This is a genomic window from Parendozoicomonas callyspongiae, from assembly GCF_023502345.1.
Classification (GTDB): Bacteria; Pseudomonadota; Gammaproteobacteria; order Pseudomonadales; family Endozoicomonadaceae; genus Sansalvadorimonas; species Sansalvadorimonas callyspongiae.
In genome coordinates, this window is record NZ_JAMFLX010000003.1 from 89,077 (window position 1) to 102,131 (window position 13,055).

The following is a 13,055-nucleotide window of genomic DNA, read 5'->3' on the forward strand; positions in this document are numbered from 1 at the left end:
TAATGCCCCAGTTACCTGCCTTTTGCAGAACTGCCACGGTCTTATTGGTTTTATTTATGATTTCTCGCTTCTGCTTCCTCGTCCCAAACCAACTTTTCCAGAAAATCATCAACCTGCTTGACCGTAATTGGGATTTCACGTCCATCATCAGTGACGATGGCTGCACCAAACATTGGGTCAACATATCCAGATTGTGCGTGTCGACCTTTCCAAACTTCCATTTCTTACCCCGGATTAGTCCTGGTGTATCGGAATTGCATGCTTCGCACTGCCTATCAAATCGAAGCAACTTGAGAGTAAGCCGAGACTATACTTTTAATGTACTTGCAGGAATCGGCTTTTTGTAACGAAATAATGGGGAATGTGTAACACCGTCAGCAAGACAATCTAAAATAGATGCTCCATAAACCAGAGTAAAAAAATGAAGAATGGCGACAGAATCAGATGTTTTACTTTCTTCCTGTGTTATCTCTTCAGTGCTTCTGCATACGCCACTCGTCTACCTATTGTCTTGTATCAAGCTATTGGTTCAACCCTGCAGTTTGTCCTGATCGGTTCCGGGCATATTGATGCAGAGCACCCCTCCGCCTCCAGCATCTCTATCCAACCACATACCAGTGAAAATGATTTTTTCGTCGAGCCGGAGAGTGATATTGATCACACATACTCCTGGGATGCCAGCCAGCCAGTTGAAGACGAAAGAAAGGGAGAAGGCGCTGTGTCTCATCCTGCATTAAGACTAAAACTACGCCGAGGAACGCAACCAGAGGATGACCTTTTCCAACTCGCACAGAAGTGCACGTCATCATTAACCCGAACAACAAAATCAAAATTTCTCGAGGATGATTCAACTGTTTCTGTTGAAATGACTAATCATGGCGGTGGGTTTAAAAACTTTCCCATAGCCGTTGCATACCAATTTACATCAGACGAAGAAGTCACTTCATTATCTTATCTGCTCCATGAGTTTTACAATTTAGAGGAGCTGCCTTTCGAGGCTGTGGATGTGTTTGACGATATTTTTTATACCTGCAGAAAGGCCGATATGAAATTTTACTTTGCCAAAGACACTGATCACAAAACACTCGTTGTTAAAATCATCACTCTTAATGAACAACGATATCTGGCAGCAATCGGCCAGCCTTTAACGACCAAAGCGGAAGTGTTTGATGACAGTGGGATCAGCTCACCCGATAGCCCCAGAAGCAGATCCTCCAGCCCTGCCAGAAGACTCCCTGTCTCATTACCTTCTAACGACTCGCCCCCTCCTTTCTCTCAAGGACACAGGGGTAGCATTGGAATAATGATTCACCATCCTCTTATTCAATCGACAAAGTTCTCAAGAAGTCCTGTTACCAACCCTTCCATAAAAAATCGTTATTTCATTCCTGCCGATGACGCAGTGATGCACCAGAAGGAACTCCAGCAAATGACATTAGCCCAGAAACAGAGGTTCATTGATGTCGAAGAAGAAGGCACAGAACCAGAAGCCATGCAAACTGCTGATTTACAGGGAAAGAGGGAAAGAGGGAAATCAAAAAATGAATTTTCAAGAGCCGGGCCACAAGGTGACCCGGCCTTAAAAGAGGAGATTACTCAGTAGATAGCAGATCCATACGATGACGATCCATCATCTCAAGAGCACGGCCACCGCCACGGGCAACACAGGTCAGAGGTTCTTCGGCAACGATAACCGGCAGGCCGGTTTCTTCACTGATCAGAGTATCCAGACCACGCATCAGTGCACCACCACCGGTCAGCACCACGCCACGCTCGGCAATATCGGAAGCCAGTTCCGGCGGAGACTGTTCCAGAGCGCTCTTAACGGATTGAACAATAGAGTTCAGGCTGTCCTGCAGGGCTTCCAGAACTTCGTTGCTGTTCAGGGTAAAGCTGCGGGGCACACCTTCGGCCAGGTTACGACCGCGAACATCAATCTCACGGACTTCACCCATTGGGTAAGCAATGGCGATTTCCTGTTTGATACGCTCAGCTGTGGATTCACCGATCAGGCTGCCATAGTTGCGGCGTACATAGGTCACAATAGCTTCGTCAAAGCGGTCACCACCGATACGGACAGATTCGGAGTAAACCACACCACTCAGAGAGATAATGGCGATTTCAGTGGTACCACCACCGATATCCACCACCATGGAACCACTGGCTTCTTCAACCGGCAGGCCAGCACCAATTGCAGCAGCCATTGGCTCTTCAATCAGATAAACCTCTCGGGCACCCGCTCCCAGGACAGATTCACGAATCGCACGACGTTCGACCTTGGTGGACTTGCAGGGAACACACACAAGTACGCGAGGGCTGGGCTGAATAAAGCTGTTTTCATGCACTTTATTGATAAAGTGCTGCAGCATTTTTTCACAGACATCAAAGTCTGCAATCACACCATCCTTCATGGGACGGATAGCGGTAATACTGCCAGGAGTACGGCCCAGCATACGCTTGGCGTCCATACCAACAGCCACAACACTCTTCTGGGTTCCAAGGTTACGAATCGCAACTACAGATGGTTCATCCAGCACGATACCTTTATCGCGCACATAGACGAGGGTGTTAGCTGTTCCCAGGTCGATAGACAGGTCTGTCGAGAACAGTCCGCGCAATCTCTTTAACATAATGTCCTGTAGCCCTGCCGGGGGGCCTTCTCAATTAGTTTGTCCGTATCAGCGACCTGGCCGCTGTCTGGATGGCTGATGCAATCAAGTATTCGTGCTGTCAGTGACTTGCTGTCAATGATTAGTACCGGCCTGTGTGTATAGCCGACTGCAGACAACTGCACGATAATCTTAAACCACTTAACGGCAATGCTTGTGTTCACTTAAACGCCACAGTTATTAACAAGCACTGCCAAAAAATCCTTGTGCGCTCCCTTTGCCGCAAACTGCGTCGAAAATCAGGAATCGCAAGCATAGTTTTGGTGTAATCTGCCAACTCTAACAATCGACTGCACTACGGGCAAGCTGCAGCAATCGATTTACTGTGGAAATACATTTCCCTTCACTTCACATAACTTATCAAACAACAAAAAAGAACTGTTTTGGCCCTGTATTGTGTGATTCAGCACCACCGAGACAGCAAAGTCATGCCCAATCAGTAAAAGAACCTTGAGATTATAGGGTCAACCCCCTAAATTAGGCCGATTCACCAAAAAACATGCAGTGAGAGCTGCTATTTCTCTGAACAACGTGTCAGAGTTCTGAAACCACCGGAGAACTACCATGGCGATCGACCGCTCAAACAGCCTTGAGCCGGAAATGCCAGCGCCTGAAAAAATTGACAGTCAGGGCATTTCAGCCAAACAAGTGCAGAGCGTCGCTCACCTTGCCCGACTGTCTATCAGTGAGGATGAGGTCAGACAGACCACCGAAAAGCTCACGGCCATTATGGGCCTGATTGATGAAATGCAGGCGGTGAATACCGACGGCATTGAGCCTCTCGCCAATCCACTTGATGCAGTCCAGCGGCTGCGGGCAGACGAAGTTACGGAAACCAATAATCGTGAGCAGCTGATGACCAATGCTCCGGCCAAAGAAGATGGTCTGTTCCTGGTTCCGAAAGTGATTGACTGATTTTTTATTTCAGGCCACCGCTTCCCTACCTCTGCCCACTGATCGAAGCACAGATATTACAACATGAACGAAAAGCCATTGGTTGAAAAAAGCTTGATTGAAAAAAGTCTGGCTGAACTTTCCCGGTCGCTGAAAGCCGGTGAAGTGTCCAGCGTCGAGCTGACCCAAACCTATCTCGATAGAATCAATACTCTCGGCAGTGATCTGAACGCCTTCATCACTGTCTGCCCTGATATCGCCCTTGAGCAGGCAAAAGCTGCCGATGAAGCCATTGCCGCTGGCAATACTACGCCTCTGACCGGTATTCCCCTGGCCCATAAAGACCTGTTCTGCACCCAGGGTATCAAGACCAGCTGTGGCTCCAGAATGCTGGATAATTTCATTGCCCCTTATGAATCCACAGTAACCGCCAACTTTAAAGCTGCCGGAGCAGTTAACCTGGGCAAGCTGAACATGGACGAGTTTGCCATGGGCGGCGCCAATGAAAACAGCTACTACGGTCCGGTTAAAAACCCCTGGAACCACGATATGATTCCCGGCGGTTCCTCTGGCGGCTCCGCTGCTGCTGTTGCGGCCCGTCTGGCAGCCGGTACGACCGGAACTGATACTGGTGGCTCCATCCGTCAGCCTGCCAGCATGTGTGGCATTACCGGCATTAAGCCAACCTATGGTCGTGTATCCCGCTGGGGCATGGTGGCCTTTGCTTCCAGTCTGGACCAGGCAGGTCCAATGGCACGCACCGCTGAAGATGCCGCCATGATGCTGAATGTGATGGCCGGTTTTGATCCGAAAGATTCCACCTGTATGGATCGTGCGGTTCCTGATTACACTGCCACTCTGAACGAACCACTGAAAGGCCTGCGTATCGGCCTGCCTAAGGAGTACTTCGCTGAAGGTCTGGACAACAAGGTAGAACAGGTTGTCCGTGATGCCATCAAGGAATACGAGAAGCTGGGCGCAACGGTAAAAGAAATCAGCCTGCCCCGCACTCATCACTCTGTTGCTGCTTATTATGTTATCGCTCCCGCAGAAGCCTCTGCCAACCTGTCCCGTTTCGACGGTGCACGCTTTGGTCACCGCTGTGAAGATCCAAAAGATTTGGAAGATATGTACAAGCGCAGTCGTGCCGAAGGCTTCGGTAGAGAAGTTAAGAACCGTATCCTGGTAGGCGCTTACGCACTCTCCGCTGGTTACTACGACGCTTACTACGCCAAGGCCCAGAAGCTTCGTCGCATGATCCGTGATGACTTTATGTCTGCTTTCAACGAAGTCGATGTAATCATGGGTCCAACCGCACCAACTCCAGCCTTCCCGATTGGCGATAAGACCGATGACCCTGTGGCTATGTACCTGGGTGATATCTTTACTATCTCCGTTAACCTGGCTGGCCTGCCTGCCATGAGTGTTCCGGCTGGCATGGTGGATGGACTGCCTGTCGGCCTGCAGATTATTGCACCGCACTTTGAAGAAGCCCGCCTGCTCAATGCAGGTCACCAGTACCAGCAGGTGACCGACTGGCATCTGGCAGTTCCAACAGGCATTGACGCTGGCATGAAAGGTTAAAGAGGAGTAGAACAATGGAATGGGAAGCGGTTATCGGGCTTGAGATTCACGTTCAGCTCGCCACTAAAACCAAGATTTTCTCCGGTGCCTCCACTGCCTTTGGTGCCGAACCAAATACCCAGGCCTGCGCGGTAGACCTGGGCCTGCCGGGTATTCTGCCGGTTGTAAACGAAGAAGCCATTAATATGGCGATCAAGTTTGGTCTGGGTATCAAGGCCGAGATCAACAAGGTCAATATTTTCGAGCGCAAAAACTACTTCTACCCTGACCTGCCCAAGGGCTACCAAACCACTCAGCTGGATAAGCCTATCGTCGGTGCCGGACACATGGATATTGCGCTGGATGATGGCAGCACTCACCGCGTACGCATTCACCATGCCCACCTGGAAGAAGATGCAGGCAAGAGCCTGCACGAAGCTTTCTCTACTGGGAGCCATGGCATGAGTGGTATCGATCTGAACCGTGCCGGTACACCTCTGATTGAAGTTGTTACCGAACCGGATATGCGCAACGCCAAGCAGGCCGTGGCTTTTGCCCGCAAACTGCACTCTATCGTGACCACTCTGGGAATCTGTGACGGCGAAATGTCTCAGGGTTCCATGCGTTTTGACGTAAACGTCTCTGTTCGCCCACAAGGTCAGGAGAAGCTGGGCACCCGCACCGAAACCAAGAACCTGAACTCCTTCAAGTTTATGGAACGTGCCATTAATAAGGAGATTCAGCGCCAGATTGAAGCGATCGAAGATGGTTTCGAAATTGTGCAGGAAACCCGTCTCTACAACGGTGATACCGATGTTGCCCGCTCCATGCGCAGCAAGGAAGAAGCCAACGATTACCGTTACTTCCCCTGCCCTGATCTGCTGCCGGTTGTGATTGAAGACAGCCGTCTGGAAAAGATCCGTTCCGAGATGCCGGAAATGCCTGAAGCCCGTAAGGCACGCTTTATCAATGACCTTGGTCTGGGCGATTACGATGCCGAGGTTCTCTCCTGCGAACTGGCAACAGCGGATTACTTTGAAGCTGCTGCCAAAGCCGGTGGTGATGCCAAGCTGGCCGCTAACTGGGTGATGGGCGAACTGGCCAAGACTCTGAACCAGAATGATCTGGAAATCGTCAGCTCTCCAGTTAGCGCTGAAGCCCTGGGAGGCCTGGTTGCCCGTATCAAGGACAATACCATCTCCGGTAAAATCGCCAAGCAGGTATTTGAGGCTCTGTGGAATAATGAAGGTTCTTCAGCCGATGAAGTCATTGAGAAGAAAGGACTGAAGCAGGTAACCGATATCGGCGCTATCGAAGCGATTATCGATGATGTGCTGGCCAGAAATCCTGCACAGGTTGAACAGTACAGAGCAGCTGATGATGCCAGGCGCGGCAAGATGGTTGGCTTCTTTGTCGGTCAAACCATGAAGGCTTCCCGTGGTAAGGCTAATCCAGGCATGGTTAACCAGCTTTTGAAAAAGAAGTTGCAGTAGAGGATTACCATTTTATGGTTGCTCTTTAGCTTTTATAAATTTGATTCAATGGATGCAGGCTTTTGATAAACAGGGGGGCGGAATGAATGATTCTTTCCCCCTGCCGGTTTTTACTTTGATAACTGGCTTGATTTGACGAACCAAGACTTAGGCTGACATAAAAGTTCAGATACTTATAATAAGGGTTTCTCGTACCGGGTAAGATGGTAACCTCCATCTGGGGGCGAATAAGATGAGTATTCAACATACCCATTACTCTTCAGTTTTTCATGTTTGAAATCTTTTTTATCTGGTACTGACTGCCCATCGGCACAGACATCAACGACAAGGGACTTGTAGTGATTCTCTTTTGCAAATTGCTCAGCTTCGAACATCAGTTGTGTTGCAAGTTTCTTATTACTTTCTGACATTTTTACTGTCATCAAGCCAACATACAACTGCGTGGCATCCAGAAATCCTTGATCAGTTTGATGAGCCTTCACTCTATCGCCTTTACTCACGACACAACATGCTATTAATTCCTTATGTTCTCCATCTTTCTGTTCGCGGTTCATTTCAAGGATGGTGTTTTCATCACGATGAACAAACCCCGTTAGTTTTTCCTCAGTGATTCTATCTTTTCCTCCATCTAACCCATAATCCCTGTACGCCGCATTCACAAATTCAACCACTTTTTTTATTTTCTCTTTAGCCCCCACTGATTTCGCAGAGATATGATCAACCGTGACACCAGCCACAGTGACCGAGTAGTCACTCAGCGCTTTATCGGGACTTCCCGACTGGCCCGAGGGAGCTACGTAACTCTTGCCATCCAGTTGTTTATTTTCACTTTCAGGTACTGGCAACGGGGAATTATGACTCACGGGTTTGCTTTCAGAAGATATTCCTCTCATAGTATTTCCCTATATATTTGTTTCTCCGAGATAACAGAAATGGCCCAACCATTCTGGTTTTTTCACTATTTTCAGTGTATATCAAACCACCAAGCTGACTTTCTGGAGGCATTTCGTAGACATTGCGTAGCCAGGCCAGTAAGAAACAGGGCTTTCAGCGCTATTTAATTGGCAGGTGGGTATTGTTTTATAAGCTCTATGGCCCTCTCAGCATCAGGACGCTTATACACATCTGCTTTCATAAAATTAAACTGGCATGAACCAACAGCAAAACTCGGAGAATGCCATCTGTCTTGCGGGTTTATTATAATTTTTGCCATTTCCTGCAAGATAACACCCAAAGAATAAATATCAGCTTTATGAGATACACGAGTTAAACAGTTTTTACTGATCTCAATTTCAGGTGCCCGATATTTCTCTGTGGTCTCATCTAAAAGAGTAAATGCTGGAAGATCACTGCCTGGCTCGAGTTTCCTGGCTGAGCCAAAATCAGTAATCTTAATACATCTTGTTTCTTTGCCGCTCTTTGATTCTGCCAGCATGATATTCGATGGTTTAATATCAAAATGAGCATAGCCTTGCCGATGAATCCATGCGATTCCCTCCGCTATTTGAAGCGCAAAGTGATAAAACTCAGGAGCACGATTTATTTTATCGCTTGCACATATGCAGAAATAATCAAAAAGCGTACCTCCAAGTATATATTCGCAAACCATAACGTCAGCCATATCTTTTGAAAATGAGTAAGAACCATATAGCTCAGGGATTGAAGGGTGCCCCTGTAGTTTCTTGAGCGTTAACACTTCAGATAGTAATCTCTCCGACCTTTTTTTTGGCTCGCGAGCAAAAGAAATCTTAGTTGCCTCAGGTGTCCTCATCCATAGTTCCCTCCACTCCGGAACCAAGCTTACAACTTTCACAGCCAAGGCTTTTCCCGTCAAAGGCTCTATACCTTTTTCACCAGAGAAGGCACCGAATTTATCATTAAAGAATACTTTGTAAACAACACCAGTCCCTCCTGCACTTGCCTTACTTGTAGTATCAATTTCAAGCTCATTAACATCGGCAGGCATATGGTATTTTGAGTGCAGGGTAAGCAGAAGTTCTCTTTGAGTCGTTTTTTTATCTAACTTATCAACCTCATCAGTTTTTAGTACTTTACGTTCTGGAGTAAAAGACAAATCGTTTATTTTTTGTCGCTTAACAGACCTATGCCCCATTGCTGTCCCCGCTGACTGCAAGCTTAAACTGAATGCACCTGACTGAATGACATGGCCTGTCGTTCGTTCTATTTTCTTTTGAAATGAACTGCTCGATGTTCCAGCTACACTCCCCTCACACTCCGAGCTTCCTCTTTTCACGGGACTTTTTATATTTATATCCATATTCATATCGGCCGCCATAGTACCTGGCTCCGTTAATTATTATTGCAACTTGACTGATATTACTTAGAGAAAAAGGTATCTTGAAAATTCCATGTCATAACAGCCTTGTTACCAATTACTTTTTTGCAGGAGTAAATTCAGCAGTTCCTTGCACTCCTAAAGAATTACCATAGTGCGGTTGCTCTTCATGTATTAGCGGCGTTCTCTCGGTGGGCTGAGAGGCAGATCTGCTATCTCGACATAAGTCATGGCAACAAAATAAGCTGGTAAGATTGGATAACAGGCTGGGCGATGGTGGTCTGCTCTCACTCTCATCTCTGACTCCATCTCTGACTTCATCTTTTTTTGACCAGTTTTTTTCTTTAACCAGCCGAAGCAAACCGGGTATTCTATCATCAACATGTAGAGTAAAGGTGCGGGTCTTAAAAATATTACCCGTCTTGAAATGGACGAGTATTGACAAATCATAAGAAGCAAAATTCCGTGAAGCAGAATACCTGGGCATCACTTGAGGTTCAGCAGAAAAGTTGTCTGCGATGCTGATACTGACAGCTTCAATTTGCTCTTTTGCCCCTAGAGCAATATCTGTACCCTCTGGAGGGGCTATCAAAAGATAGCCGCCACTGTACCATTGGTGTATTTGAGCCCTCCCTATAAAATCCCTTACCTTATCCTCTTCACCAGAGGAAGAGAATATCAGCAGCAAGGCCTGAACCAATGCAAATAGTGTGTTAAGGTCACTGCACTCATTATCCACCGCAACGAATACCGGGCCTTCAGGTTTTTCACTATAATAAACGTCACGATCAACAACCTTAAGTATTTTCTTATTTGCTTCTTGCACATCAGAAACCTTAGGAACTACCGAAAGATCAACCTGAACTACACCTTGTTCAAAGCCTTCGCGTAGCCAACTAACATCAAATTTGTTTTCGTTAGGGGCCCAAAACGTTAAAGATAAGGACTTCCACTCTACTTTATAGACGGAACCGTTACCTACTCTTGTTGATGTCTCTTGTACCGGCCATTTAAACACTATAGGTTTTCCATAGGGAAAGTCGTCAGAAAGAATATTTGCAGACAACTTGCCGCACATACTGACCATTAACAACAGGAGAGAAAACCGAAACAACATCAATACACTCGCTCCGCTTTACTAACCGACAAAACGATCCTGACCCTGATCTGGCAGATAAAGGAACACCTGTACCCTCCGTTTCAGCGGGAACAGAAGCTTAGTTCAATCCAGGGCAATGCATTATGTTTCGCGCAATAATCCAGTGCTACAGTAAGGGCAAGTCTTTCCTTCTGGAAACCTGCCACTATCCTGAAAGCTGGCCTGAACACTTGTTTTAAATACTGCCTAAACGCTGGCTACAGCATCAACCAATGCCTTTACTTCATCAGAAGATCTCAGCTCCAGACACTTCTCAGCCAGGTGCTTAAGAGTAGGTGTATTTGCCTTGCGCAGAGCTTTCTTCACTCGGGGAATAGACGAAGCGGGCATGCTGAATTCATCCAGCCCCATGCCAGCAAGAACCAGCGCCGCCTGTTCATCACCTGCCAGCTCACCACACATGCCAACCCACTTTCCAGCATTATGGGCTGCATCAATGACCATCTTGATCGCACGTAGCACGGAGGGAGACAGGCTGTCGTAAAGACCTGAAATATTTTCATTACCACGATCAACGGCCAGCAAGTACTGAGTCAGGTCATTGGTTCCAATACTGAAAAAGTCCACTTCCTTAATCAGCTGATCGGCAATCATAACCGAAGCAGGTGTTTCCACCATTACGCCAACTTCACAATCCTGATCATAGGCAACACCTTCCTCAGTCAGGGCCAGAGTCACCAGCTCAATATGAGCTTTCAGACGCTGAACCTCATCGAGAGAAATTACCATGGGGAACAGAATTTTGATTTTGCCAAATGCACTGGCACGCAGGATGGCACGCAGTTGGGTGTGAAGAATTTCAGGACGATCCAGACACATACGAATGGCACGCCAACCCAGGAAAGGGTTTAACTCTGCCGGCAGATCCAGGTAAGGAAGATTCTTATCACCACCAATATCCAGAGTCCGGATTATCACTGACATACCATTTGCTGCTTCAGCGGCACGCCTGTAGGCCTCAAACTGAACCTCCTCAGAAGGCATGCTGCTGCGCCCCATAAACAGGAACTCAGTACGGAAGAGACCAATTCCCTCTGCACCATTTTCCATGGCCAGCTCAATGTCACCAGGCTGACCGATATTGGCGCCCATCTCGAATAAGCAACCATCAGATGTTTGCGCAGGCAGATCCTTTAGCAGCCGCAGTTCCTGCTTCTCGGTTTCCAGTTTATCCAGCTCAAGACCAGCCTGTTCGAGCTGTTCTGCGTTGGGGTTGGGAATCAGGTTATTGTTCAGGGCGTCGAGGATCAGGGTATCACCATCTTTCACTGCCGCAGAAATTTCCGTACACCCTACAATGGCGGGCAATTCCAGCGTTCGCGCAAGAATAGCGGAGTGAGATGTCTTACCGCCTACTGCGGTGACAAAGCCTTTGACTCTAGTGAAATCAAGCTGTGCGGTATCGGAAGGTGAAAGATCATTGGCAACAATAATTGAGTTCTCTTTCAGGCACCCCAGGCCGGGCATTGGAATACCAAGGATATTGCAGACCATTCGTACACCGACATCGCGCAGATCGGCGGCGCGTTCCCTCAGATATTCATTTTCAAGCTGTTCAATCACACCAATATTATTGCGTATAACCTGATCCGCAGCGGCTACGGCATTTTTACCGGAGCGAATAAGCTCAAGAACTTCCTCTTCGAGCTCTTCATCCTCGGCGATCAGCATATGACCTTCAAAGACTGAAGCCTGCTGCTCTCCAAGAGTTGAGCAGGTTTCCTTATAAATCTTCTCCAGCTGATCCATTGAATTCTGACGTGCAGCCATAAAATGGCCGATCTCATCATCAATCTGATCCCGAGCAATATCTGCCTCTGGTATTTCAGGGTATTCATTGTGGTAGAAGACCACTTCTCCAATGGCTATACCCGGTGAAGCAATGATTCCTTCCAGTTTTTGTGCAGCGGCCATGTCCTTAGCCCTCCAGAGTTTCAACAACATGCTTCAGCTGATCCAGCGCCTGAAGCTCATCTTCTCCCTCAGTACACAGGGTGATGGCATCTCCGTATACAACTCCCAACCCCAGCAACTTCATCAAACTCTTGGCATTGACGGTCTGCCCATTCTTCTCAACAGTCACCTTGCTGGAAAATTGCTTGCACGCTTTGACAAACACGGTTCCCGGTCGAGCGTGAAAGCCATTCTCGTTGATGATGTTAAGTTGTACTGACTGCATGATCCGGTTTCCCTGTTAGGCAAAAAAATATCGCCATTCGCTGCTCAGCCCCGGGTAGGCAAACCCAACTGCTGATTCATGGCTGTTGTTCGGATATAAGGCAACATTTTTCATTACTCAACGCCAATGCCACAGGGCAAATCGGGGACAATAAATAACCAAAGGAAAGCCTACGAAAGCTATTGAAAATTATTGAAAATCATTGAAACCTGATTGAGAACATTCATAAGTTAGCTCCAATAAAGAGCCACCGCCCTGGATGTTTAAGAGGCACTTATGGCGAACACAATAACAACAGCAGAGCGACGCGAAGTCATCATCCGCCAAGTCCGCCAGTACAGGCATGTTCGCGTTGAAGATCTCCCCGACCGGTTTCATGTATCCACCGTTACCATTCGCAGTGACATGAACTACCTTAACGACAAAGGGCTGATAATTCGTTCCCGTGGCGGAGCAACTATTCCGGAAATATTCTCACGGGAACTCCCGCTCAGGGATAAAAACTTCCTGAACAATGAAAAGAAAGAAGCCCTTGCCCGTAAAGCCGCGACCCTGGTCTGCGATGGTAAATCTCTGATCATGGATTCAGGCACTACCACCGAACGCCCGGCACGCTACCTTACTGACAAGCACAATCTTGTCGTGATGACTAACGGACTTAATGTAGCAAATGAACTGGCTCGTCACCCGAATATTGAAGTCAGGATGACGGGATTTTGAACACACTTGAAAGGATGACTAACAACACAGCCGCCATTCAGGTAGGAATAACCCCTTGGCTCCACCAGACATCATGCATTAT

12 protein-coding genes are annotated in these 13,055 nt (G+C 47.6%); 5 read left to right on the forward strand and 7 right to left on the reverse strand.

Annotated elements, in window-relative coordinates; translation table 11 throughout:
- Positions 1-50 precede the first annotated feature (50 nt).
- The gene (locus M3P05_RS03015) at positions 51-221 is read right to left on the reverse strand and encodes a hypothetical protein (protein ID WP_249697755.1); all 171 of its coding nucleotides are present in this window, start codon (positions 219-221) and stop codon (positions 51-53) included.
- A gap of 200 nt (positions 222-421) precedes the next feature.
- On the opposite strand from M3P05_RS03015, the gene M3P05_RS03020 reads away from it, so the two are divergent.
- Entirely contained in the window at positions 422-1,603 is a 1,182-nt protein-coding gene (locus M3P05_RS03020; protein WP_249697756.1) for a hypothetical protein, read from the forward strand.
- Here M3P05_RS03020 and M3P05_RS03025 read toward each other — a convergent pair.
- On the reverse strand, positions 1,593-2,630 hold the full coding sequence (locus M3P05_RS03025) for a rod shape-determining protein (RefSeq protein WP_249697757.1): 1,038 nt from the start codon (positions 2,628-2,630) through the stop codon (positions 1,593-1,595). The two genes, M3P05_RS03020 and M3P05_RS03025, sit on opposite strands and share 11 nt — an antisense overlap.
- Before the next feature lie 603 nt (positions 2,631-3,233).
- Between M3P05_RS03025 and gatC the strand changes: the two genes are divergently transcribed.
- From gatC to gatB, 3 genes are all read left to right on the forward strand, one after another.
- The gene (gene gatC / locus M3P05_RS03030) at positions 3,234-3,584 is read left to right on the forward strand and encodes an Asp-tRNA(Asn)/Glu-tRNA(Gln) amidotransferase subunit GatC (protein WP_332841993.1); all 351 of its coding nucleotides are present in this window, start codon (positions 3,234-3,236) and stop codon (positions 3,582-3,584) included.
- Positions 3,585-3,677: 93 nt separating this feature from the next.
- Positions 3,678-5,147 carry an Asp-tRNA(Asn)/Glu-tRNA(Gln) amidotransferase subunit GatA gene (gene gatA / locus M3P05_RS03035; protein WP_249697916.1) on the forward strand — a complete coding sequence of 490 codons (1,470 nt, stop codon included), beginning with the start codon at positions 3,678-3,680 and terminating at the stop codon, positions 5,145-5,147.
- A gap of 14 nt (positions 5,148-5,161) precedes the next feature.
- Positions 5,162-6,619 carry an Asp-tRNA(Asn)/Glu-tRNA(Gln) amidotransferase subunit GatB gene (gene gatB / locus M3P05_RS03040; protein WP_249697758.1) on the forward strand — a complete coding sequence of 486 codons (1,458 nt, stop codon included), beginning with the start codon at positions 5,162-5,164 and terminating at the stop codon, positions 6,617-6,619.
- 173 nt (positions 6,620-6,792) lie between these two features.
- Here the strand turns inward: gatB and M3P05_RS03045 are convergent, their stop codons facing one another.
- From M3P05_RS03045 to M3P05_RS03065, 5 genes are all read right to left on the reverse strand, one after another.
- A complete protein-coding gene (locus tag M3P05_RS03045) occupies positions 6,793-7,512 on the reverse strand; it encodes a hypothetical protein (protein ID WP_249697759.1) in 720 nt (239 codons plus the stop codon).
- A gap of 164 nt (positions 7,513-7,676) precedes the next feature.
- Positions 7,677-8,915 (reverse strand): protein kinase family protein, encoded by a 1,239-nt coding sequence (locus M3P05_RS03050; RefSeq protein ID WP_249697760.1) that lies wholly within the window; start codon positions 8,913-8,915, stop codon positions 7,677-7,679.
- A 97-nt stretch (positions 8,916-9,012) separates the two neighbouring features.
- Positions 9,013-10,032, reverse strand: coding sequence for a hypothetical protein (locus M3P05_RS03055; protein ID WP_249697761.1), 1,020 nt, complete (start codon positions 10,030-10,032; stop codon positions 9,013-9,015).
- A 228-nt stretch (positions 10,033-10,260) separates the two neighbouring features.
- A complete protein-coding gene (ptsP, locus tag M3P05_RS03060; protein ID WP_249697762.1) occupies positions 10,261-11,988 on the reverse strand; it encodes a phosphoenolpyruvate--protein phosphotransferase in 1,728 nt (575 codons plus the stop codon).
- A gap of 4 nt (positions 11,989-11,992) precedes the next feature.
- Positions 11,993-12,253, reverse strand: coding sequence for an HPr family phosphocarrier protein (locus M3P05_RS03065; protein WP_249697763.1), 261 nt, complete (start codon positions 12,251-12,253; stop codon positions 11,993-11,995).
- Positions 12,254-12,529: 276 nt separating this feature from the next.
- On the opposite strand from M3P05_RS03065, the gene M3P05_RS03070 reads away from it, so the two are divergent.
- Positions 12,530-12,973 carry a DeoR/GlpR family DNA-binding transcription regulator gene (locus tag M3P05_RS03070; RefSeq protein ID WP_249697764.1) on the forward strand — a complete coding sequence of 148 codons (444 nt, stop codon included), beginning with the start codon at positions 12,530-12,532 and terminating at the stop codon, positions 12,971-12,973.
- The last annotated feature ends 82 nt before the right edge of the window (positions 12,974-13,055 follow it).